This is a genomic window from Salinimicrobium terrae DSM 17865, from assembly GCF_000424665.1.
GTDB classification, from domain to species: domain Bacteria; phylum Bacteroidota; class Bacteroidia; order Flavobacteriales; family Flavobacteriaceae; genus Salinimicrobium; species Salinimicrobium terrae.
Genome location: NZ_AUKI01000016.1, coordinates 24,321 through 49,603 on the forward strand (window position 1 = coordinate 24,321; position 25,283 = coordinate 49,603).

The 25,283-nt window shown below is 40.4% G+C and carries 18 protein-coding genes; 17 read left to right on the forward strand and 1 reads right to left on the reverse strand.

The features are described from left to right. The first annotated feature begins 66 nt into the window (after nt 1–66). From uvrC to H148_RS0105545, 13 genes are all read left to right on the forward strand, one after another. Nucleotides 67–1,866 (forward strand): excinuclease ABC subunit UvrC, encoded by a 1,800-nt coding sequence (gene uvrC, locus H148_RS0105490; protein WP_029033910.1) that lies wholly within the window; start codon nt 67–69, stop codon nt 1,864–1,866. After that, nucleotides 1,859–3,508 (forward strand): patatin-like phospholipase family protein, encoded by a 1,650-nt coding sequence (locus H148_RS17295; protein ID WP_342663239.1) that lies wholly within the window; start codon nt 1,859–1,861, stop codon nt 3,506–3,508. The genes uvrC and H148_RS17295 overlap by 8 nt, the downstream gene beginning before the upstream one ends. A gap of 14 nt (nt 3,509–3,522) precedes the next feature. Further along, entirely contained in the window at nt 3,523–4,080 is a 558-nt protein-coding gene (locus H148_RS18990; RefSeq protein ID WP_342663240.1) for a hypothetical protein, read from the forward strand. A gap of 111 nt (nt 4,081–4,191) precedes the next feature. Beyond that, the gene (locus tag H148_RS0105500) at nt 4,192–5,352 is read left to right on the forward strand and encodes a homogentisate 1,2-dioxygenase (RefSeq protein WP_029033911.1); all 1,161 of its coding nucleotides are present in this window, start codon (nt 4,192–4,194) and stop codon (nt 5,350–5,352) included. Nucleotides 5,353–5,438: 86 nt separating this feature from the next. Further along, nucleotides 5,439–6,575, forward strand: coding sequence for a 4-hydroxyphenylpyruvate dioxygenase (hppD, locus tag H148_RS0105505; protein WP_029033912.1), 1,137 nt, complete (start codon nt 5,439–5,441; stop codon nt 6,573–6,575). A 296-nt stretch (nt 6,576–6,871) separates the two neighbouring features. Continuing rightward, nucleotides 6,872–7,645, forward strand: coding sequence for a DUF3108 domain-containing protein (locus H148_RS0105510; RefSeq protein ID WP_029033913.1), 774 nt, complete (start codon nt 6,872–6,874; stop codon nt 7,643–7,645). A 2-nt stretch (nt 7,646–7,647) separates the two neighbouring features. Beyond that, nucleotides 7,648–8,604, forward strand: a complete 957-nt coding sequence (locus H148_RS0105515; RefSeq protein WP_029033914.1) for a tryptophan 2,3-dioxygenase family protein — start codon at nt 7,648–7,650, stop codon at nt 8,602–8,604. Between the two features lie 10 nt (nt 8,605–8,614). Further along, nucleotides 8,615–9,853, forward strand: coding sequence for a peptidoglycan DD-metalloendopeptidase family protein (locus tag H148_RS0105520; protein ID WP_029033915.1), 1,239 nt, complete (start codon nt 8,615–8,617; stop codon nt 9,851–9,853). A gap of 2 nt (nt 9,854–9,855) precedes the next feature. Continuing rightward, on the forward strand, nt 9,856–11,490 hold the full coding sequence (pgi, locus tag H148_RS0105525; protein WP_029033916.1) for a glucose-6-phosphate isomerase: 1,635 nt from the start codon (nt 9,856–9,858) through the stop codon (nt 11,488–11,490). Between the two features lie 185 nt (nt 11,491–11,675). Next, on the forward strand, nt 11,676–14,213 hold the full coding sequence (locus H148_RS0105530; protein ID WP_029033917.1) for a TonB-dependent receptor: 2,538 nt from the start codon (nt 11,676–11,678) through the stop codon (nt 14,211–14,213). A 38-nt stretch (nt 14,214–14,251) separates the two neighbouring features. Then, nucleotides 14,252–15,949 carry a hypothetical protein gene (locus tag H148_RS0105535; protein WP_245583388.1) on the forward strand — a complete coding sequence of 566 codons (1,698 nt, stop codon included), beginning with the start codon at nt 14,252–14,254 and terminating at the stop codon, nt 15,947–15,949. 111 nt (nt 15,950–16,060) lie between these two features. Beyond that, entirely contained in the window at nt 16,061–17,698 is a 1,638-nt protein-coding gene (locus H148_RS0105540; RefSeq protein WP_029033919.1) for an Ig-like domain-containing protein, read from the forward strand. A 79-nt stretch (nt 17,699–17,777) separates the two neighbouring features. Next, entirely contained in the window at nt 17,778–18,215 is a 438-nt protein-coding gene (locus H148_RS0105545) for a hypothetical protein (protein ID WP_029033920.1), read from the forward strand. On the opposite strand, the gene H148_RS0105550 is transcribed toward H148_RS0105545, so the two are convergent. After that, on the reverse strand, nt 18,212–19,273 hold the full coding sequence (locus H148_RS0105550) for an endonuclease/exonuclease/phosphatase family protein (protein ID WP_245583389.1): 1,062 nt from the start codon (nt 19,271–19,273) through the stop codon (nt 18,212–18,214). The genes H148_RS0105545 and H148_RS0105550 overlap by 4 nt on opposite strands. Before the next feature lie 94 nt (nt 19,274–19,367). On the opposite strand from H148_RS0105550, the gene H148_RS18805 reads away from it, so the two are divergent. From H148_RS18805 to H148_RS0105565, 4 genes are all read left to right on the forward strand, one after another. Continuing rightward, nucleotides 19,368–20,684: a carboxypeptidase-like regulatory domain-containing protein gene (locus H148_RS18805; protein WP_245583390.1), complete on the forward strand. Its 1,317-nt coding sequence runs from the start codon at nt 19,368–19,370 to the stop codon at nt 20,682–20,684. A gap of 135 nt (nt 20,685–20,819) precedes the next feature. Next, nucleotides 20,820–22,169 (forward strand): TonB-dependent receptor, encoded by a 1,350-nt coding sequence (locus H148_RS18810; protein WP_245583391.1) that lies wholly within the window; start codon nt 20,820–20,822, stop codon nt 22,167–22,169. Between the two features lie 4 nt (nt 22,170–22,173). After that, nucleotides 22,174–23,565, forward strand: coding sequence for a DUF5689 domain-containing protein (locus H148_RS0105560; protein WP_029033922.1), 1,392 nt, complete (start codon nt 22,174–22,176; stop codon nt 23,563–23,565). Nucleotides 23,566–23,607: 42 nt separating this feature from the next. Beyond that, the gene (locus H148_RS0105565; RefSeq protein WP_029033923.1) at nt 23,608–25,161 is read left to right on the forward strand and encodes an NAD(P)/FAD-dependent oxidoreductase; all 1,554 of its coding nucleotides are present in this window, start codon (nt 23,608–23,610) and stop codon (nt 25,159–25,161) included. Nucleotides 25,162–25,283 lie beyond the last annotated feature (122 nt).

The following is a 25,283-nucleotide window of genomic DNA, read 5'->3' on the forward strand; positions in this document are numbered from 1 at the left end:
TAAATTTTAACACTATATGGCGTCAAGCACCGGAAAAGGCAATTTCTAAAATTTTACCTTTGAGGAATGGAGGAAAGTAAGCTGGAGCTACAAATAAAGACCATGCCCGAGAATCCGGGAGTTTACCAGTATTTTGACAAGAATGGAAGAATTCTTTATGTAGGGAAGGCTAAAAACCTTAAGAAAAGAGTCACCTCCTACTTCACAAAGAACAATGACAGCCACCGCATTCGTGTCATGGTAAAGAAGATCCATGAGATAAGACATATTGTTGTCTCTTCTGAAACCGATGCGCTTCTCCTTGAAAATAATCTCATAAAAAAGCACCAGCCACGCTTTAACGTGATGCTGAAGGATGACAAGACCTACCCATGGATATGTATCAAAAATGAGAGATTTCCAAGGGTTTTTCCTACCCGGCGGCTGGTTAAAGATGGGAGTGAATATTACGGCCCGTTCACCAGTTTTAAGACCATTCATACGCTGATGGATCTTATTAAAGGAGTTTATCCCTTACGCACCTGTAATTATGATCTTGCTGAAGAAAAAATAAAAAACGGAAAATATAAGGTTTGCCTGGAATATCATCTCGGGAACTGTATGGGACCTTGTGAAGCCTATGAATCTGAAGCCGAATATCAAAAAAAGATAGAAGCCATACGGCAAATCGTAAAAGGGAATTTTAAGGAATCTTTACAGCAGTTCCGGCAGCAAATGAAAGATCATGCCGAAAAGATGGAATTTGAGGCCGCACAAAAAATCAAGATTAAAATTGACATTTTAGAGAATTATCAGGCGAAATCCACGGTTGTGAATCCGAAGATCAATAATGTCGATGTGTATTCTATAGTGAGCGACGAGGGTTACGGATACGTGAATTTCCTGCAGTTGTCTCATGGAGCAATTATAAGATCTCATACTATTGAGATGAAAAAGAAATTAAGCGAAAGCGATAAGGAGTTGCTGGAACTGGGAATTACCGAAATCAGGCAGAGATTCAATTCTCAAACTCGGGAAATATATGTCCCTTTTAAAGTCGATGTTGGCGAGGAATTAAAAGTGACTATACCAAAATTGGGGGACAAAAAACAGATTGTGGATCTCTCCACCCGTAATGCAAAATACTTCAGGCAGGAGCGATTTAAACAGATGAAGATCGTAGACCCGGACAGACATGTGAATCGTATTATGGCACAGATGAAACAGGATTTGCGTCTCAATGAAGAACCCAGGCATATTGAATGTTTCGATAATTCAAACATCCAGGGAAGTAACCCCGTGGCTGCCTGTGTGGTTTTTAAAGATGGAAAGCCAAGTAAAAAAGACTACAGAAAGTTCAATATAAAAACTGTTGAAGGGCCAAATGATTTTGCTTCAATGGAAGAAGTTGTCTTCAGGAGGTACCGCCGATTATTGGAGGAAGGAGAGCCGCTACCGCAGTTAATCATTGTCGACGGAGGGAAGGGCCAGTTGTCCTCGGGAGTTAAAGCTTTAGAAACCCTTGGGTTAAGAGGTAAGATCGCAATTATTGGAATTGCAAAGAGATTGGAAGAGATTTTTTATCCGGGAGATTCTATTCCTTTATATCTGGACAAAAAAACTGAATCTCTAAAGATAATTCAGCAATTGAGAAATGAGGCTCACAGGTTTGGTATCACCTTTCACAGGCAAAAACGCAGCAGTGTTGCTCTTAATACTGAGCTGGAGGAAATTCCCGGTATTGGTGAAAAGACGGTTGTAGAGCTACTCAAAAATTTCAGGTCATTAAAAAGAGTAAAAGAAGCATCACTTGATAGCTTATCTTCTGTAGTGGGGAAATCTAAAGCAACTTTGGTTCACCAATATTACCATTCAGAAAATGCTTAAAAAACTGCTTTTACCTTTCTTTCTATTGATGCTTCTCCCGGTTTTGGCTCAGGAAAAGGATGATCCAAAAGTGGGATTGGTATTGAGCGGGGGCGGGGCAAAAGGGCTTGCTCATATTGGAGTGCTTAAGGTTCTGGAAGAAGCCGGGGTGCGTGTAGATTATATTGGCGGCACCAGTATGGGAGCTATTGTTGGTGCCCTATATTCGGCGGGATATTCTGCGCATCAACTGGACAGTATTTTCAGGAGCACCAATTTCAACATTCTTCTTCAGGATGAATTGCCGCGGGGAGCCAAGACTTTTTACGAGAAAAGGGATTCAGAAAGATATGCTCTTATTTTGCCATTCGACAATTTCAATATCAGCTTTCCTTCGGCACTGTCAAGAGGCCAGAATGTTTATAACCTTATGTCAAAGCTTACCCTGCATCTTGAGGATCAACAGGATTTCAGCAGCTTGCCCATTCCTTTCTTTGCTGTAGCTACCGATATTGAGACGGGGAAGGAGGTGCTTCTGGATAGCGGCCATCTTCCGCAGGCTATTTCGGCGAGTTCTGCAATCCCAAGTTTGTTCAGCCCGGTGGTAGTTGACGGGCAACTTCTGGTAGACGGGGGAGTGGTGAATAATTATCCGGTAGAGGAGGTGCGACGGCGAGGAGCCGATATCATAATTGGTGTGGACGTTCAGGATACCCTTATGCAACGTAATGAGATGCATTCAATTTTTGATATCCTCACTCAAATAAGCAATTTCAGGACTGTGGCCGATATGCGTGAAAAAATCACAAGTACCGATATCTATATTGATCCCCATATAAAACCTTTCTCTGTGATGTCTTTTGAAAAAGGCAATGAAATCATTGAAGCCGGTGAAACTGCTGCCAGGGAAAATATTAAAGAGCTAATGAAAATCGCGGCAAAACAGGAGGTTTCGCGGGATGAAAAACTATTCATTCCGCGCGTGGAGTCTCTTTATATTAAAGATGTTCGTATTGAAGGTAATACTTCCTATCCACAGGCATATATCCTGGGGAAGCTAAAAATTAATTATTCCGATACTATTTCCTATAGAGATCTTAACCTGGGAATCAACAACCTTTCTGCAACAAGGAACTTCAACCGAATTAATTACCGCCTTATGCCTCAAAAGGAAGGACATGTGCTAGTCATGCAGCTTGAGGAGAATCCCAGCAAAACTCTTTTAAGAATGGGATTACATTATGATAATGTCTATCACAGCGGGGTACTTCTTAATATTACTCATAAAAGTTTTCTCTTTACCAACGATGTGAGTTCATTGGATGTGGTGCTGGGAGATGATTTCAGGTATAATTTTAATTATTACATCGATAAAGGTTACTACTGGAGCGTAGGGTTCAGATCGAGATTAAATAGCTTCAGTAAAGGCGTTTCTTTCGATTTTGCCAGTGAAAACGCCGGTATTAATGGGGACGGGATTAATCAACTGGAAATAGATTATGAAGATTTTACTAACCAGTTTTACGGGGAAACTCTTTTCAAGCAGATTTTTTCTTTTGGAGTGGGACTGGAGCATAAATACCTAAGCATTACTTCTGAGACCATTAGCTCAATAAATTCCACTCAACCTGCAAGAGGAGAATTTGATAATAATTCCTACTAGGGGCCTTTGGTTATTTGCTCTACGACAGCCGGGATTCTAAATATTTTCCTACGCAGGGCATTTACTTTAATAGCGATTTTCACTGGCACCTGTTGTCTTCAAGAGATGATTTCAATCCATTTTCGGTGGCGAAAGGATCACTGGGTTATATTTTTTCTCCTGCCCCTAAACTGGCTTTGACCATTTCTTCGGAGGCAGGTTTCAGGATTGGTAGCAGGCAGAATAATATATTTGATTTCTTCCTTGGTGGGTACGGCAATGATTTCATCAATAATTTCACTTCTTTCTACGGCTATGAATTCATTAGCCTTTCAGGAGATAGTTACACAAAAGGCCTGCTGGAGCTGGATTATCAATTCACAGGGAAAAACCATTTGATCCTGAGTGCCAATGTCGCAAATGTTGAAAATGAACTTTTTGAAGGAGGTGACTGGCTTAAGTGGCCCGAATATTCCGGCTACGCAATTGGCTATGGATTGGAAACTTTTCTGGGGTCTGTAGAAGTAAAATATTCCATCTCTCCCGAAATAAAGGAAAGTCAGTGGTATTTTAGCCTGGGCTTCTGGTTTTAGAGGTCCTTTAACGGATAATCCGGCAAAATTTATTGATATTTGTAATTGTTCCTTCAGTTTTTTCAGGCTGAAAAATAAATTACGAAAACGTTTTCATTAAAATATTTAAAAATGCCTTTTTATCACACACTCGGAAAAATTCCGCATAAAAGACATACCGTATTTAAGAAACCCGATGGCAGTCTTTATTACGAGCAGCTCTTCGGGACAATTGGCTTCGACGGAATGTATACAAACATGTATCATGAGCAGCGGCCAACCCAGGTCAAAGAGATCAAAGGCAGCTACGAGATAAAACCAAAAATAGCTACCGAAAAAAATATACAGTCGTATAGGTTTAAGGGATTTCAAGTAAAGCCAGAGCCGGATTACCTCAAAAGCCGAAAAGTGGTCCTTACCAACAGTGATCTTGATATTGCTTTGGCCGCACCACAAAAATCTACTACAGATTACTTTTATAAGAACTCCGATTCAGACGAGCTGCTCTTTATTCATAAAGGCAGTGGGAAATTGAGAACCCATTTGGGAAATCTCGATTTCAAGTATGGAGATTATTTGTTGATCCCTCGCGGTACTATTTATAAGCTGGATTTTGATGATGAGGTGAACAGGTTGTTTATTGTAGAATCCAGAAGACCAATTTATACTCCAAAACGTTATCGTAATCACTTCGGACAATTACTGGAGCATTCGCCTTTCTGCGAAAGAGATTTGAGAAGACCTTACGAGCTGGAAACAAATGATGAAAAAGGGGATTTTTTGATCAAGATCAAAAAACAAGGGAAAATGTTCGACATGATTTACGCTTCCCATCCTTTTGATGTTGTAGGTTATGACGGTTATAACTATCCTTATGCGTTTTCCATTCATGATTTTGAGCCCATTACGGGACGGATTCATCAACCGCCACCAGTACATCAAACTTTTGAGACCGATGCATTTGTAGTATGTTCCTTTTGTCCAAGATTGTACGACTATCACCCTGAAAGCATACCTGCACCATACAGCCATAGTAATATTGACAGTGATGAGGTTTTATATTACGTAGATGGGGATTTTATGAGCCGGAATGATATCGAGGCAGGTCATATCTCACTGCACCCTGCGGGAATTCCGCATGGTCCACATCCAGGAGCGGTAGAACGCAGTATAGGACAGACCGAAACTGAAGAGCTGGCGGTAATGGTCGATACCTTTAAACCACTCATGGTAACAGAAGACGCCCTGGGAATTGCTGATGATACTTACCACAAGTCGTGGCTGGATCACTAAGAAATGATGACTCAAAATATTATTTTTGAAGGGTAAAGAATTTAAGTTTTAAAAAACGTCGCACAGCGGCAAAAAAATATATAATTATGTCTACAGAAAACACAACACAATTAAAGAAAACCGTGCCGCAGGCCGAAGATTTTCTGCCTATACTTGGTACAGATTTCGTTGAGCTCTACGTGGGAAATGCTAAGCAAGCTGCTTTTTATTATCAGCAGGCATGGGGCTTCCAGCCGGTAGCTTATTCGGGATTGGAATCGGGGAGTAAGGACAGGGTTTCCTATGTATTACAACAAGGAAAAATAAGGTTGGTTCTTACCAGTCCTCTACATCCGGGAGGAGATGTAAATGCTCATATAGACAAACATGGCGACGGAGTAAAAGTAGTAGCCCTTTGGGTTGATGATGCGCGAAAAAGTTACGAAGAGACAACAAAAAGAGGTGCAAAATCTTATTTTGAGCCTAAAGAAATAAGTGATGATCACGGGCATGTAGTGCTTTCGGGGATCCATACTTATGGAGAGACTGTGCACGTCTTTGTAGAAAGAAAAAATTACTCGGGTCCCTTCATGCCGGGCTACAAGGAATATAATCCCAACTTCAAGGTGAAGGAGGTAGGTCTTAAATATATTGATCACATGGTGGGAAATGTGGGCTGGAACGAAATGAACAAATGGTGTGAGTTTTATGCCAAAGTAATGGGCTTTGCCCAAATGGTCTCTTTTGATGACAAGGATATTTCCACCGACTATACTGCTTTGATGAGCAAAGTGATGAGTAACGGAAATGGAAGGATTAAATTCCCTATTAATGAACCCGCCGAAGGAAAGAAAAAATCCCAGATAGAAGAATACATTGACTTTTACAACGGGGCCGGGGTGCAGCATATTGCTGTAGCGACAGATAATATCATTGAAACTGTAACTGCTTTGCGCGATCGCGGAGTTGAATTCCTGTATGTGCCGGAGGCTTATTACGATGATGTGTTAGATCGTGTGGGCGAAATAGACGAAGATCTTGAGCCCCTAAAAAAACTTGGGGTTTTAATTGATAGGGATGATGAAGGTTACCTTTTGCAGATTTTTACCAAGCCGGTTCTTGACAGGCCAACCATGTTCTTTGAGATCATTCAGAGAAAAGGAGCCCAATCTTTTGGAAAAGGGAATTTTAAAGCCCTTTTTGAAGCTATAGAAAGAGAACAATCATTACGGGGAACTTTATAATTTAATATTAAATTTAATAAAAAGTGCCGATTCAGACTTAAAATATATCATTTTCAAACAGGTTGCGTTAAAGTTATTTTTTTAGTTGTGCATTGCCTGGTTATGTATGACTTTTGCACCGCAATTTTGGAGTGGTTACCAGGATTGGAAAAAAATTATATTTTTTTCATAATTTAAGTTTTAGTTGGTTAATAAGATTAAAAACCCCGTCATTCATTTGACGGGGTTTTTTGATTTAATACATTTGGAATAGAAATTGTAATTGTTACAACCAAAGAAGTAAAAATCTACTTACAATGAAGAAAGTCGTCGCGATTATTATTTCTCTTGTTGCTCTAAATGTTTCTGCTCAAAACCATCAAGCTTTTGAGGTAGGAGAGTGGTTCAGGTTTCGTATCCATTATGGAATGTTTAATGCCAGTTTTGCTACTCTGGAAGTAAAGGAAACCACTCTAAGAAACCAACCCGTATACCATGTGGTTGGAAAAGGAAAATCAACCGGTTTATTGCATTTGTTCTTTAAGGTGGATGATAACTACGAGACCTTTATGGATAAAAAAAGTGGAGCACCACTCAGGTTTATACGCCAAATAGATGAAGGCGGTCATACAAGGGATTATCTTACCGATTTTGATCATGACAGCAATACTGCCCACGTTTTTAACCGGAAGCGTAACACACGAAATATATACACAGTGCCAGATAATGTGCATGATATGCTCTCTTCTTTTTATTACTTAAGGAACAATCTTGACATTAGTGCTCTTGACCGGGGAGAGATGTTTGATATCAAAATGCTCCTTGATGATGAAGTTCACGACTTTAAGTTAAAGTTTCTGGGCAGGGAGGTGATCAAAACAAAAATGGGTAATATTGCGGCATTAAAATTTCAACCTTATGTCCTTGCCGGAAGGGTTTTTGAAAAGAAGGAAAGCCTTACAATTTGGGTGAGTGATGATAAGAATCGTATCCCTTTAAAGATCCAGGCAGATCTTGCTGTGGGTTCTCTGGATGCCGATATTGATGCTTTTAAGGGATTAAAATATCCTTTAAATATAATTATGGAATAAAAATGAGTGGTATACAGACCGAGATAGCCGAAAAGGTGCGGCAGCTGGAAGAAAAATTTCGTAATTCCGGCCAGGACCTTGGCTCCTATCTTGATGGTCTTCTATATGACAAATATCTTACCTACTGGGATTATATTGAGCTCGATACTCTCCTGAGTCTCCAAAAACCCAAAACTCATTTCCCCGATGAAGAGATCTTCATAGGTTATCATCAAATTACTGAGCTTTACTTCAAGCTAGTCCTCCATGAGCTGAAACAATTGGTTGAGACAAAAGATCTTACTGCCGATTTGTTTACGGCAAAACTTAATCGTGTAATTAGATATTTCAAGATCCAAACAAGTTCGTTTGATGTTATGATAAGGGGAATGGAGCGGGAGCAGTTTTTGAAATTCCGTATGGCTCTTTTACCCGCCAGCGGCTTTCAATCTGCCCAATTCAGGATGATAGAGATCCATTCGACTCCGCTGCACAATTTGGTACATCATCCAAATCGTGAGACCTTCCGAAGCAATATAGATCTGGAGGAAGTTTATCAAAATATTTACTGGAAGAGAGGCGGAATAAGTTCAGATACCGGAGAAAAGACTTTAACTCTACGGCAGTTTGAAGAGGAGTATGATGAGGTCTTTTTAAGACTGGCGAAAAATCTTCAGGGGAAAACACTTTTTGAGCTTTATAAATCTCTTCCGGAAGAAGAAAAAAACAATAAAAATTTAGTTGAAGCGTTGCGTAATCTGGATGTTGCAGTGAATGTAAACTGGCTTCTTGTTCATATAGGAGCAGCACAACGTTACCTTATGGTGAAGAAAAATGCTGTGAAGGCTACGGGTGGTACCAACTGGAAGGAGTTTCTACCGCCAAGTTTTCAGAGAATTTCATTTTTTCCTGAACTTTGGAGTGAAGAGGAAAAGGAGGAATGGGGAAAACATTGGGTTGAAGAAATGATAACACAATAAAAAAATAAGAGTGAAAAAATTTAGTTACCTGCTAATGTTGATGATGGTTTTTACCGCCTGTAAGGACCACACAGAAAAACCTGAAATAGCCGATAACACAGTCGAGATAAAGGCACCGCCTTTAATCAAGGAATTCGGTTTTGTTTTAAATGATTATGAGGTGGTGCGGGACACCATCCGTTCCGGCGACAGTTTCGGACTTATTCTCGGGACCCACGGTGTCGATCCCAACAAAATTTTTGAGATTGTCAATAAAGTGAAGGACACATTTAATCCCCGTAGGATTGTCCTGGGGAAACCTTACACTATTCTAAAAGAGAGAGATTCTTCTCAAACTCCCAAAGCTTTTATTTACGAAAGCGACCTTATTAATTATACGGTAGTTGATTTGACTGATAGTATTTCTGTTTACACAGCCAAAAAGCCAGTAACAATTACTAAAAGAGCAGTTTCTGGAGTAATAAATTCAAGTTTGACCGAAGCAATTCAGGATGAAGGTTTAAGTTATCTCATTTCACATGAGATGAGCAATATCTATCAATGGAGTATTGATTTTTTCAGGCTTCAAAAAGGGGATCGGTTTAAGCTTGTTTATAATGAGCGGTATATTAACGACAGCATCTATGCGGGGATTGAAAATATTGAAGCTTCAGTTTTCTATCATGAAGATAAGCCATATTACGCCTTTAATTTCGCGGTGGATTCACTTTCCGGGGAAGGTGATTATTACGATGAAAAGGCCCGGCCGTTGCAGAGTTTCTTCTTAAAAGCGCCACTTAATTTTACCCGTATCTCTTCACGGTACAGTCCCAGAAGGTTTCATCCTGTTCAAAAAAGATGGAAAGCGCACAAAGGAACAGATTACGCAGCTCCTCACGGTACGCCTATCTGGAGTACTGCCAACGGGGTAGTTATAGCATCTTCCTATACTGCCGGAAACGGAAATTATGTTAAGATCAAACACAATGGCACGTACACAACACAATACCTGCACATGTCCAAACGTGCGGTAAGACAGGGGCAGCGGGTAAAACAGGGTGATATAATTGGTTATGTGGGCAGTACAGGTTTGGCTACAGGCCCGCACGTTTGTTACCGTTTTTGGAAGAACGGAGCCCAGGTAGATCCCTTTCGCCAAAATCTTCCTGCGGCAGAACCTATTGCTGGTAAATATATTCCTACCTACTTTGCAGCAATTGAGCCTCTTAAAAATGAATTAGAGAGAATTGAATTCAAAGAACCTATTTAAACATGACCAACACTAACCCAACCAATACAAAATCCTGGAAGAAATTACAGGAACACTATTCCAGTATTAAGGATATGGACCTTAAACAGGAATTTAAAAACAATCCAGATCGTGCTGACGCTTTAACCCTGCAATGGGAAGATTTTTATATTGATTACAGCAAGAATTTAATTACTGAAGAAACCCGGAGCCTCCTTACTGCACTTGCTGAAGAAGTCGGATTAAAGCAGGCTGTAAACGCCCTTTTTGAAGGGGAAGAAATCAACAGGACCGAAGGTCGTGCAGTTTTACATACAGCTTTAAGAAGTGAAGAAAATGCTCAGGTTAAGATTGACGGAGAGAACGTTATACCTGAAGTAAATGAGGTTAAAGAAAAAATCAAAAGCTTTTGCTACTCGGTCATTACAGGGGCAAAAAAAGGATTTACAGGTAAAGCTTTTACGGATGTCGTTAACATAGGAATTGGAGGATCAGATCTGGGGCCGGTAATGGTGACCGAAGCTTTAGAGTACTATAAAAATCATCTCAAAGTTCATTTTGTTTCTAATGTGGATGGGGATCATGTGCAGGAAGTAATAAAGGATCTCAATCCTGAGACAACGCTCTTTGTCATTGTTTCCAAATCTTTTTCTACCCAGGAAACGCTTACGAATTCAACAACTATAAGAAAATGGTTTACCAAAAAGGCACCTGCCGATGCTGTAGCCAAACATTTTGTTGCTGTTTCCAGCAATGTTAAAGCTGTAGAAGAATTTGGAATTGAAGCCGATAATATTTTCCCAATGTGGGATTGGGTGGGCGGCCGTTTCTCTCTTTGGAGTGCAGTTGGTCTTTCAATTAGCCTTTCTGTAGGGTTTGACAACTTTAACTCACTTCTTGAAGGTGCCCGTAAAATGGATAATCATTTTAAGGAGACTGCCTTTGAAGAAAATATTCCGGTGCAACTGGCACTTTTGACTATCTGGTATAATAACTTTTTTGAAGCCGAAACTCAGGCAGTCATTCCTTATACCCAATATTTGCACAGGTTTCCTGCTTACTTACAACAGGCCATCATGGAAAGTAACGGGAAGGGAGTGGATCGCGACGGAAACCCGGTGAATTATCAAACGGGAAATATTGTTTGGGGAGAACCCGGAACTAATTCACAGCATGCTTTCTTTCAGTTGATCCATCAGGGAACCAAACTTATTCCCGCAGATTTTATTGGCTTCAGGAAGTCGTTGCATAATGAGAAAGAGCATCACGACAAATTGATGGCAAATTTCTTTGCACAAACAGAGGCTTTGCTTCAGGGAAAGACTTCTGAAGAGGTAAGACAGGAGCTTGAGAAGAAAAATATGGATGCTTCAGAGGTTAAGCGATTATTACCATTTAAAGTGTTCAAAGGGAATAATCCCACCACAACTATTCTTATAGATAATCTTTCTCCCGAAAGCATAGGGAAGTTAATTGCCATGTACGAACACCAGATTTTTGTGCAGGGTATCATCTGGAACATATATAGTTATGATCAATGGGGAGTGGAATTAGGTAAGCAACTGGCGACCACAATTCTTACCGAAATTGAAAAAAATGACGTGGGAATGCATGATTCTTCTACCAGGAATTTGTTAAAATTTTATCTTCAACAGTAACAGCCAGTTAATATTATCTTTTTTAGTTTATCAACCTCCTGGATCTCAAGAGGTTGTTTTATTATGTGCATTGTTGAAAACGCTTTCGTAATTGTGAAAAACTCTTAACCTTAAGTTAAAGGTTATATTTAAAGAAAGTTGTTCTTTTGCATCAACTTTTTAAACATAAACTAACAAAATACACAATGAGGAAATTTTTAGCATTAGCGTTGTTTTTAACGTCAGCTACAATTTTTGCTCAAACTACTTTAACTGGCAAGGTAGTAGAGGCAGAAACCGGAGTGCCTATTCCGGGCGTGAACATTAATGTAGATGGAACTGTTGATGGAACAGTTACTGATTTCAATGGTTTATTTAGTTTTGAGACAGAGATATCCGACGGAACCTTGGTTTTGTCTTATGTGGGTTTTTCTACTCTTGAAATCCCTTACAACGGCACCACCGACTTCGGTACTCTTGTAATGGAACCTAGTGCTACGGGATTAGAAGAGGTGATCATTACGAGCTACAACCTGGCAATTGACCGCAAAACACCTGTTGCTGTCTCTACGATCAGATCGGAGGAAATTGAAAATCGTTTAGGGAATCAGGAATTTCCTGAAATTTTGAAAACAACTCCTGGAGTTTATGCCACTAAGAGTGGGGGTGGATTTGGAGATGCTGAAATGCGTTTGAGAGGTTTTAATTCTGAAAACATTGCGGTATTAATTAATGGGGTACCAATAAATGGTATGGAAAATGGTCGTGTATATTGGAGTAACTGGGCAGGACTTTCAGATGTGACCAGAATAATGCAAGTTCAAAGAGGTCTTGGTGCTTCCCGTGTTGCGGTACCTTCTGTAGGGGGGACCATAAATATTATTACAAAAACTACCGATGCTGAAGAAGGTGGAAATGTTTTCATGAGTGCAGGAAACGACGGTTATAAAAAATATGGTTTTACACTTTCTACCGGACAGCTTGATAATGGCTTTGCTGCAACTGTGGCTGCTTCTCAAACTACAGGGGAGGGTTATATTGATGGTACTCCATTCGAGGCATATTCATACTTTGTGAATATCGCTAAAGATTTTAGTGAAAATCACAAATTATCTTTTACAGCTTTTGGAGCACCGCAAGAACATGGACAGAGGTTTGATGCTGAATTAATTTCTACTTATAGACAAAGTGACAGAGGAGTTAAATTTAACAGGGATTTTGGTTACAGGAATGGAGAAGCATTTAATGCTAGTTCAAACTTTTATCATAAACCTCAAATGTCTTTAAATCACTATTGGACAATTTCTGATGCTACGTCTTTATCTACGGCAGTTTATGCATCTTACGGTACAGGCGGAGGTACTTATATGACCGGTGTAGATAAAAGTCTCATTGGAACTTTTAATAATCCGTCCGAATACAGGTTCGGTTTCCTTCAGCCTTTAAATTATGACATGATTGTATCCGAAAATATGGCTCGTGGCGCGTTGGGATCAGAGACTATTATAGTTGAAAGTCGAAATGATCATGAGTGGTACGGAGCATTGTCAACACTTTCCACAGATCTTACACCAGATATTGAGTTTATAGGTGGATTAGATTTTAGATATTATGAAGGACAGCATTGGCAGGAAGTCAACGATCTATTAGGAGGACAATACTTCCTGGATGACAATAGTGATGTTAATAATCCGAATAATGTCGCCCTGGCGGGAGAGAAAATTAACTATTATGACAAAGGTTTCGTTCTTTGGGGTGGAGGTTTTGCTCAAGCTGAATATTCCAGAGACGATCTGTCTGCCTTTGTTTCTGTAGCAGCATCCAATACCTCATACAAGAGAAGAGACTTTTTCAATTTTGATCCTTCAGATCCTGCAAGGGAAACCGATTGGGTCAATTTCTTCGGCTATAGCGGTAAAACCGGAGCTAATTTTAATATAACCAACAATCATAATGTGTTTGCCAACATCGGATATTTTGAGAAGGCTCCTTTTTTAAATGCCGTTATTAATTTTACCAATGAGGTGAATGAGGATGCACCAAATCAAAAGATTTTTAGTGCAGAACTGGGATATGGGTTTAGGAGTGAGAAATTATCGGGTACGCTAAATATCTACAGAACAAATTGGTTGGATAGAACAGAAACTCGTTCTTTTAATCAACCTGACGGAACTACCGGATTTGCAAATATTTTGGGTATTAATGCCCTTCACCAGGGGGTTGAGCTTGATTTCACATATAGGCCGATGGAAAGACTTGAGATTACCGGTATGGCATCCATTGGTGACTGGAGATGGGAAGATGATGTAACAGGTGTGGAAATTTATGATGAAGCTCAGGAATTACAGGAAACCATCAATATTTACATTGCCGATCTAAAAGTAGGTGATGCAGCTCAGACTGCTTTTGGTTTAGGTGTAGATTTTGAGGCCATTGAAAATGTTAAACTTCGGGCAAATTATAATTATTATGATAATTTTTATGCTGATTATAATCCGGTAAACCGCACATCCGAGTTGGTTGGTCAGGCTTGGCAGGTTCCTGCTTATGGCGTCTTGGACCTCGGGATGACATATACCTTCGATTTTGGAGGTTTTGAAACAGTATTCAACGCCAACATGAATAATGCACTTGATACCGAATATATTGCTGACGCAAGAGATGTTAGCGGAACTTATGAAGATGCCAGAGTATGGTATGGTTTCGGAAGAACCTTCAACCTGGGAGCAAAAATTAATTTCTAAAAAAGCGGAAGATGAAAAAAATAACTTATTTATTAATTATGTTCCTTGGGCTGTCTCTCACAGGCTGTGAACCCATGGAAGATATCCACAATGAAGTAGATTCGACTTTAGGTGAGCCTATTGTACAAAGTGCAGTTGCTATCGAACTAACTGAAGATGATTATACGACAGATGTAGAAGAAGGTGGTCTAGGTTTAAGTTTCCCGAATTTTAATTCTGTTGAGGACGCAAGAGCATTAATACCGCAGTTTTTATCTGCCAATTATCCCGCTTGGGGAAGTGGTTCTCTAGCTTTGGTAACTTTTAACGTCTATTCACCTCTTGTAGTTGAACAGGACACAGTTACTTCTGCGGGATATGAAGCAATTGGTCTTGATGTAGAATATTTCACAGGATTTGGACAAATTGAAAATTTTCTTGAATACCAATTTCCTGAAGTCAGTGAAGGTACATTTGTGGAGCTTACATATAATGTTCTGGCAACAGAGATTCCCTATACCCTTACTAATGGTGATTTCGACTTGATAGAAGATGAACTGGAGAATGCTTATCCTGAGCCTGCTTCAAGTGCTGCCAACTTTAATAATTTTGATAGAAGAGAAGGAAGAGATGCGTACTGGAGTAATGAAATGATTCTAGAGGCCATTAATGTGGTTCTTTCAGATGAATTTGATGATATCGAGGGGCAAACATATAGTGTCGCGTATCCTATTTATGATGGGGATGCAGGAACCGAAAGTATGAATGTGCGTTTCGATGGCAATGCTTATGTGCTTGCAGGTGGTACCGCTTATGATGTTTCAAACGATGATTTTGATATAATAGGAGCTGAGTTTGCTGATAAATATGAAGATCCTGCTTCAAGTGCGGCCCAGTATAGCAACTTTGAAAGAAGAAGTAGTAATGCGGCTTATTGGAGTGATGATATGATCCTTGAAGCTTTGAACTATTTATTAAATGAAAAGTATCCAAACGCTACAGAGGGTGAAAAATTTGACGTTACCTATAGAACTTATGATGGGTCATCAGGCGAAGAATTAATTTCTTTAGTTTTATCAAATGGAGAATTTGTTGTAGACGAGGAAGCGTTTGTTTCTACGATTGAGCAAACTACTGGTTATTCCTTTTTAAATAATAACTGGAGATTACCAGTGACTGTACAGCCTGAAGATTACGTCGCAATGGGACAAAGATTTCCTAACTTTGACGATCAGGATGAAGCTATTTATAAACTTGCTACCTACCTAGAACTTCAATTTCCTTATGCAGAAGAAGGTGACATAATTCCAGTGGCATATGAGTTCTATAGTGGCTCTACCAATACTAGATACGCAAATTTCATATTTGAAGATGGAGAGTTCGTTCTTGTGCCAAGCGTCATTGAAGAAAGTCTTCAATTTGGACATAATGGTATAACTTGGGAACCAGATAATACCATCGAATACACTTTAACTGAAGCAGATTTTGAAACTGTCGGAGATGCGCTAATTGACGTATACCCTGATCCTGCAGATAATGCCGGATATTTTGGAAGTTTTAATAGGATTCCGGGTAGTACAGATTATTGGAGTGATGAAATGCTGCTAGAGGCGATAACAATTGTATTAAATGATCTAGAACCTAATCCTGAAGAAGGTCAAAAATATGTGGTTTATTTTGCGACGTACACTGGTTCGCTTGACAGAGAATCTCTCAGCGTGATTTATCAGGATGGTGAATGGGTTTTAAATGAATAGGAGAATTCGAGAATAATCGTAAATTTAAAAGGCCTCTCACTTCTTTAGGTGAGAGGCTTTTATTTATAAAATATACTTCTAATATTTGGAAAAAGCGGAAAAATGAGAGAAATGAGAAAATTATTGTGTTTGGCAGTAGTGTTTGTAATAATAGGCTGTAGTAATGAAGATGATATTACCGAATTAGCACCACCAATTGATCCCCCGGCAGAAGAACTACCTGTTGCTGTTGATGACGAGGTTACCACTATAGAAAATAGTTCCGTCAGAATGACTGAACTTCTCACCAATGATACAGTCTATGATTATGCCAGGATTACCAATTTTGATAGTGAGACTGAAGAAGGTGGTACTGTCGTAGACAATCGAGATGGATCATATACCTATAATCCCCCTCAGGATTTTATAGGGGAAGATACTTTCACTTACACCCTTTGTGATAACGCTTCTACACCCAATTGTTCAACAGCAACTGTGAATATACAAGTTACTGCTGCTTCACCTGTGGCTGTAGATGACGCTTATGAAACAGGAGAAGATGAAGAGCTTATTATTAAAAATCATTTGTCAAATGATACAGTAGTGGATAACGCAGCTGTTACTTCCATTGTAAGTGAAAGCGGAAATGCAGTTGTTACTCTGGAAAATGATGGAAGTATAAAATATATTCCCAATGAGAGTTTTGCAGGTGAAGACACCTTTAAATATTATCTCTGTGATGATGACGAAGAACCTACCTGTTCTACCGCAACGATTACCATAACTGTTGTTGACGAAGGTTCACCTGTAGCTGTGAATGATGAAGTAGTGGTAGACGTTGGAGCTACAGGAGTAGTATTTTCAAACTTATTATCAAATGATTATTTGACAGATGATGCTGTGCTTACTTCAATAGATGCAGCTAGCAGTAATGGTACTGTCGTTTTAAATAATGATGGTACGGTAACTTACAGTACAGCGACCGGCTTTAAAGGAGAAGACAGCTTTACCTATGAGATTTGCGATGATGATAGTCCGAATCCAACCTGTTCTACTGCAACAGTAGCAATTTTTGTTGTTGAGGAAGTGGCGTTTAATATTCCGGCAGATCTGCAGGATTATTATTCCGAAGCTATCCTTTCGCAGAACCCGGATCTTTTAAAATCGGAACTTGCCAATCTTACTGAAGAGCAACATGTGAATAAATTAGAATACTATATGCGTCATGATTATCTTTATGATGCAGATGCCAGTTTCTCAGATCCCGAATATGTTGTGCTAATGTATACTGGTGAATTGAGGCATTGGTCAGAATATCAGGAAGGTGACGTGAGCGAAGGAGAAACTTTTAATACAGAGCATATATATCCTCAGTCGAGATTAGCTTCACAAGAAGCAAAAAATGACATGCACCTTATGAGAGTGGCCGATATTGAAATTAATGAGGCCAGATCTTATTATCCATTTACTGAAGGAAGTGGTGACGCCAAACTTGTAAATGAGAACAGCTGGTATCCCGGAGATGAATGGAAGGGCGATGTCGCCAGGATAGTATTGTATGTGCATTTAAAATACGGAGAACCATTTTCGGATGTTGGGAATCTTGAAATGTTCCTGAAATGGAACGTCGAGGATCCCGTTTCTGCTTTTGAAATGCAACGGCAGGAGATCATTGAAGGAGCACAGGGTAACCGCAATCCGTTTATTGATAATCCATACTTCGCCACGCTCATTTGGGATGGTCCTGAAGCAGAAAATCTGTGGGAGTAAAAATTCTATATTGAAGCCGCTCCAATAATGGAGCGGTTTTTTTATTCAAAAAAGTTATCTTTACCCAAAACCAATAATTATGTACGAAACTGTTTCCTTTCTCCACTCCTGGTGGGCATACCTGGTCCTCCTGGTCCTCATAATCGCAACTGTAAAATTTATCGTAGGTATTTCCTCAAAGCAGGAATATGGAGCGACAGATTTTCGCTTGGCGTTGTTTACTCTTATTGTCTCACATATCCAACTATTAATCGGGCTAGTTCTTTACTTTGTTTCACCTTATTTTCAGGCTTTTGGTGAGGCGGGGATGGGTGAAGTCATGGGGGATTCAACTTTGCGCCTCTACCTGGTCGAACACCCACTTATGATGATCATCGCCCTTATATTGATCACGATTGGTTATTCAAAGCATAAGAACAAGCGCCTGTCTAATCAAAAATTTAAAACCCTTGGGATATTCTATGGAATTGCCCTGGTTTTTGTTCTTTCGAGGATTCCATGGTCTGCCTGGTTCTAGTCTAATTCCTTTATTAGCAGGATGTACACGGGGAAATGATCGCTAAATCCCCCCGTAAACCCTGAACTGCCAAAGCTGCGGAAAGGATAATTTTTATAGGGTCCTTTAGCAGTAACCAGAAATGGCGGATTAAATACATAGGCCCTGAAAAATGTAAATTTTGAAGGGTCTTTTTCTATTAGAGATTGAGACAAAATAATTTGGTCAAAAAAATTCCACTGATCACGGTAGGCCGAAGTTCCTGTTCCGCGTAAAGCAATTGCAGCAAAGGGATTATATAAACCTCCAAATTCGACCTGTTCCTTTCTTGCCTTTGCGCCTAATATTTTCTTGAGACTATTATCATGTGGATCATCATTAAAGTCCCCCATATTGATAATCCGGGCGTAAGGATCTTTTCTATGAAGAGAATCTATAATATTTTTATTCAGCTTTGCCGCATTTTCCCTCTTGTAGTTGCTCGCCTTTTCACCACCGCTTCGGGATGGCCAGTGGTTCACTACAACATGGATTTCCTCCCCATCCAAAGATCCCGTTACCACTAATTGGTCCCGGGTATAATCTCTTTTAGAAGTGCTTTTACGATCATAGATCAAAAGAGAATGATTAACCGAATTCTCTGCCACAAATATATCCGGCCTGTATAAAAGGGCCACGTCTATTCCTCTTTCATCTGGCGAATCAAAATGAATTATCTGATAATCGTAGGGAGCCAAAAGAGGCATATTGACGAGGTCTTCTAACACCTGCAGGTTTTCTATCTCACTCAGACCTAAGATTGCAGGGGGAGCCTTTATTTGATCATTACCTATACTATTTATAGCAAAGGAAAGGTTCTCCTGCTTTTTATAATACAATTCCTCTGTCCATCTGTTCTTTCCTGTCGGGGTAAAATCCTCATCGAAAATTTGAGGATCATCTTGAGTATCGAAGAGGTTCTCTACATTATAGAAAGCAATACTTACCACACTGAAATCTTTTACTTCCTGTGCGAAAGCAGTAAAAAAGATACTTGAAAAATAAAAGAGAATGAGAGTCCGGATAATATTATTAACCACCTGAATTTTAATTTGTTAAATATTATGGGGAGGTGGTCAAAGATAAAATAATAAATGTATTATTGCGCCCTAAATGCCTCCCCCGTAATGTTTTATGAAAATATTTTCTTTTGGGAGGATAATATTTCCTTTTCTTTTTTTCTCCATACCTGCTGCTTTTAGTCAGGAACTTAAAGGTACTGTGATTGACCAGATTTCAGGAAAGCCTCTGTATGGAGTTTCTGTGAGGCTTTCTAATACCACTTTAGAGGCAAGTACAGATGTTGATGGAAACTTCTCTTTGTCTGGAACACTTCCGCAGGGAGAGCACATTCTATCACTTTCCAAAAATGCTTTTTTTGAGAAGCATTTTCCTGTGAGGATTTATTCTGAAAGTATTGATCTGGGAAAGATCGAACTGGAACCCAATCTGCCCGAGATGCAGCAGCAAACAGAAATTATTTCCCTGGCCGACCACGAACTCGATGAAGACGGGGGTTACGCAAATATTTCCGGCCTTTTACAAGCTTCCAAAGATGTGTTTCTCAATGCCGCGGCCTTTGATTTTAGCCCTGCTTTTTTCAGGCCCCGGGGCTATGATAGTGAATATGGGAAGGTACTCATAAACGGTGTGGAAATGAATAAAATATATAATGGAAGACCATTGTGGAGCAACTGGGGAGGATTGAATGATGTACAGAGAAACCAGGAATTTTCTAGAAGTACTACCCCTTCCGATGTTTCTTTCGGCGGCCCGGCAGGTACAACTAACATCATTATGCGGGCCTCACAATATCAAAATGGAGGTAAATTTTCCTATGCAGTGGCAAATCGTTCCTATTCAGGAAGGGCAATGGGGAGTTACCACAGCGGGCTACTACCCTCCGGGTGGGCCTATTCTTTGTCCCTGTCAAGAAGATTCGCTCAACAAAGGTTTGTTGAAGGTAGTTATTATGATGCGAACTCTTTTTTCGCTTCAGTAGAAAAGAAATTTAATGATTCACATAGCCTGAACTTTACCGGGTTCTACACGCCGAATAAAAGAGGTAAAAATTCTCCCAATACTCAGGAAGTTTATGAAATTAAGGGAAATACTTATAACTCGTATTGGGGCTGGCAGAATGGAGAAATTAGAAACTCGAGAATAAGGGAAGTAGAGGAGCCTGTTCTCATGATTAACCATTATTGGGCAGTTTCAGAGGATTTGGAAATAAATTCCAGTGTGGCTTACCAATTTGGTACAACCGGAAACAGCAGGATCGATTATGGGGGCAGCCGCTTGTATAATTCCGGTTCCGAAAGCATATTTTTAGGTGTTGGCAGTAATCCAGATCCTGCTTACTACCAGAAGTTGCCTTCATACTTCCTCAGGTTGGAAAATAATCCTGATTTTCGGGGAGCCTATTTGGCCGAACAGAATTTTCGCAACTAGGGACAGGTTAATTGGGAGGATTTATATCTTGCCAATGAAGCGGCTACAGTTGGGGGTGGCAATGCCATTTATGCACTTTATGAGGACAGGACAGACGACCGACAATTCACTGCCAGTTCAAATTTCAGGTATTCCTTGTCTTCTCAGGTGGTATTTACTGGAGCACTAAATTTCCGACAACTTAACAGCGAAAACTTTGCATCGATCCTCGATCTTTTTGGAGCTGCTGCTTTTCTTGATGTTGATTCTTTTTCAAAAGGCACTGAAGCCCAGAATGACCTTCAAAATATCAATAAACTAGTAGCAGAGAGTGATATTTTTAAATACCATTATGATCTTAACGCAACCAATGGTGGAGGATTTCTTCAGGCAGAATTCAATTTCAGAAAAATAGAAACTTATGTAGCAACGCAGGGTTCCTTTATTTCCTACCAACGAACAGGTTACTTCCAGAACGGTAATTTCCCTGACAATTCTCTCGGCAACAGCAATGAGCTGAACTTCGGAAATTATGGTTCAAAAGGCGGTATAACGTATAAGATAAACGGCAGGAATTATCTAAACACCAATTTGGCATATTTTACAAAACCACCGGCTCTACGGAATACCTTTTCAAATGCGAGGCAGAACAATGACGTGGTAACAGGCTTAAGAAATGAGAAAATTTTTACGGCCGATGCCGGTTATACGGTTCGTTCACCTTTCCTTACCGGAAGAATTACCGGTTTTTATGGCACTTTTAAGGATGTGACAGAAGTATCGTTTTATTATGCAGATGGTCTCTCGGGATCGGGAAGGGAGGTGACGAATGCCTTTGTTCAGGAAGTAATGACCGGGATTGACAAAAGACACATTGGCCTTGAGTTTGGTCTTGAAATTCCGCTTACCACTACAGTTAAAATTCGCACCGCCGGGTCTGTTGGAGAATACATTTATAATAATAATCCACAGGTGTATCTAACCTCTGATGATTTTACGGAGGTGAGGCACATGGGCAAAACATCATTAGAAGGTTACCGACTTCCCGGGGGACCTCAGCGGGTAGTCCAGGCGGGGTTTGAATACCGGGATCCGGCTTATTGGTGGATTTCAGCTTCTGCGAACTTCTTTTCGAAGACATTTATTGATGTGGCACCCCTGCCCAGAACCCAAAATTTTAAAACCGATGTAGATGGTCTTCCATTTAATCATTATGATGAGAGGGTAGCTCAAAGACTGTTGCGGCAGGAGGAATTCGAAAGTTATATGCTGGTAAACCTTGTAGGCGGTAAATCCTGGAGGCTTAAGAATAAATTTGTTGGCATTTTTGGCAGCTTGAACAACATATTGGATTCTACCTATAAAACTGGTGGCTATGAACAATCCAGAAATGTTAATTATGATTTGCTTAAAGCCGATATGGAAAGAGAGCAACCAATTTTCGGATCCAAATACTGGTTTGGGCCCGGTACCACCTACTACGCTCATGTTTACTATAGATTTTGAAAAAATGAAACGAATTTTGCCATTTTTGAGCTTGCTGATCTTAAGTGCCTGTGCACCCGAAGATGATTATTCAATACCTGAATCATCCGTGGATCCCGGTGTAGAAACTAATATGGACCTGCAGGCTGTTTTAGGATTATTTTTTCAAGATCAGGAGAGGGTGGTAACCTTTGATCAGGACCTGATACTTGAGGCGTATGTGGTTTCCAGCGACGAGGCAGGAAATTTTTACAAGGAACTGGTAGTTCAGGATAAACCACAGGATCCAACAGCGGGTATTAATATCAAAGTCAATATGGGTTCATATTATCAGTTCTATAACTTCGGAAGAAAAATTTACATCAACCTTAACGGCCTAAGTGTGGGTCTGGCTAATGGAGTTGCTGCTCTGGGTGTGGCTGAGGGGCAGCAAATTGTAAATATTCCGCAGTCGATGGTTTCTCACCATCTTACCCGAAGTTCTGAAGTTGTGGAAATCGAACCTAAAGTTATACAAGCTTCAGAATTTAATGACAATCTGGAAAATCTCTATGTGCAAATCAATAATGTGCAATTCAATAAACTCCTGACCGATCCTCAAAGAACTGCAACTTATGCTGCCGAACAGAACGATGAATTTGATGGGGAAAGACTGGTGGAGAGCTGTAAGGGAGATTTCCCTTTCATCTTAAGCACCAGTACTTATGCCGATTTTGCAGCTTTAAAACTGCCTTCAGGTTCAGGCAATGTGAGAGGAATATTGACCCGGGATTTTTACGATGAGCTTTATACCATCTACATGAACTTTCCGGGAGATATTGACTTTGGAAAAAGTCCTCGCTGTGATCCAGAAGTAGTTGATTGTGGTCTGGCTACTTCAACCGGTAGTAAGATCTTGTTTGAAGATGACTTTAGCTCCCAAAAGAATAATAAACCGGTGGAAGGGAAAGGCTGGAAAAACATTATTCAGGAGGGATCTCGTGCGTGGGAAGCTTTTACGGCAAGTGGAGCGAATGCCTCTTTGGGCCGCTCGGCCAGGATGCGACCTTCAGGTTCGGGAGATTCCCGTAGTATAAGCTGGTTGATTACTCCCAAAATTAATTTTGACACCAATAGCGGAGAAGTTCTAAGTTTTAAAACCTCCACCAGTTTGGCTAATGGTAGTTTTATGGAAGTGCTTATTTCCACTAACTGGGATGGAATGGAAGAAAACCTCCTGGAGGCCGAATGGAAAATCCTTCCTTCAGCTTATGTGGCGCAGAACAATGACTTCTTTGGCGACTGGATCTCTTCGGGCCTTGTGGATCTTTCCTGCATCTCCGGAAAAGGTCATGTCGCCTTCAGGTACACCGGCAGCGATCACTCCTATTACAATGGAATATATGAGCTGGATGATGTTATGATCACTGCAGAATAATACAAAAAGAGAAAACTTATCTTTGCACGAAAATTAGAACAGTTGCAACAAGAATTTTCTTTCCAGGTCTCTCCTGAAACTGCCGGTAATGCTGATGCTTTAAAACACCATCTTTCCAGGGAAAAGGGTCTTCCGTTTTCTGAAATAAGACATGTGGAGGTATTGAAAAGAAGCATTGATGCCCGACAGAAAAAGATCAAGGTAAACCTGAAGGTACAGGTATACCTGCAGGAAGATTTTAAAGAAGAAAAGATCACCACTCCGGAATATAAAGATGTCTCTAATGCCGACGCAGTGATCATAGTGGGTGCCGGTCCTGCCGGACTCTTCGCTGCCTTGCGCTGCATTGAACTGGGAAAAAAACCCATTGTGATTGAAAGAGGAAAGGATGTCCGCGCCCGCCGCCGGGACCTCAAAAAGCTGAATATTGAGCATGTTGTAAATGAAGATTCAAACTACTGTTTTGGAGAGGGCGGCGCAGGAACTTATTCAGATGGAAAGCTCTACACCCGAAGCAAAAAACGCGGAGATGTAAAAAGGGTTCTTGAACTGTTCGTCGCTTTTGGAGCGACAAAAGAAATCCTGGTGGAGGCACATCCACATATCGGGACCAATAAGTTACCTGCTATCATACAGGATATAACGAAAACTATTAAAAAATATGGCGGAGAGGTGCTTTTCAACTCCCGTGTTACCGATCTTCAGGTAAAAGATGCAGAGATACAGGGGGTAACTCTGTTGGACGGAAGAAAAATAACTGCCAAAAAAGTCATTTTAGCCACCGGACATTCGGCAAGAGACATTTTTTTTCTGCTTTACAATAAGAATATTCATATTGAAGCAAAGCCCTTCGCTTTGGGGGTAAGAGTGGAGCATCCACAGGTTTTGATCGACCAGATCCAATATCACACCCCAAATCGGGGAGAGTTTTTACCTCCTTCCTCGTACAGCATAGTAAAACAGGTTGGCGGCAGAGGAGTTTACTCCTTCTGCATGTGCCCCGGAGGAATTATTGCGCCTTGTGCAACCTCTCCGGGTGAGATTGTAACCAATGGATGGTCGCCCAGCAAAAGAGATCAGGCGACGGCAAATTCGGGAATTGTGGTGGAAATAAAACCATCGGATTATGCCATTTTTGGCACTTCACCGCTGGCAGCTCTCAAATTTCAGCAGGAAGTGGAACAGAAAGCATGGTTAGCCGGCGGAAAAACCCAAACCGCTCCGGCACAAAGATTGGTCGATTTCAGTAACGGAAAAATTTCGGGAAATCTTCCTGAAACGTCCTATAAACCGGGAATAACTTTGGTTGAACTAGGGGAAGTTTTACCTGGTTTTGTTCACAAAAGCCTTCAGAAGGGCTTTGTAGAATTCGGGAAAAGTATGAAAGGATACTTCACAAACGAAGCAGTAGTTCACGCTACTGAATCCAGAACTTCCTCGCCGGTGCGTATTCCCAGAGATCCTGCTACTCTTGAGCATGTCCAGATAAAAGGTCTTTATCCCTGTGGAGAAGGTGCAGGATATGCCGGCGGAATTGTCTCAGCAGCTATCGATGGAGAGAAATGTGCTGAAAAGGCAGTTTTGGCGATGGGTTAAACGAAAAGACCTTACAGGTCTCCGAAACCTGTGAGGTCTGGAGTGATCTAAATGTTTAAATAAAGATTCTATTTCAGAATCTGTCTTGGCTCTTGGTTCTTTTAGCGAAGCGGTTTTTAATC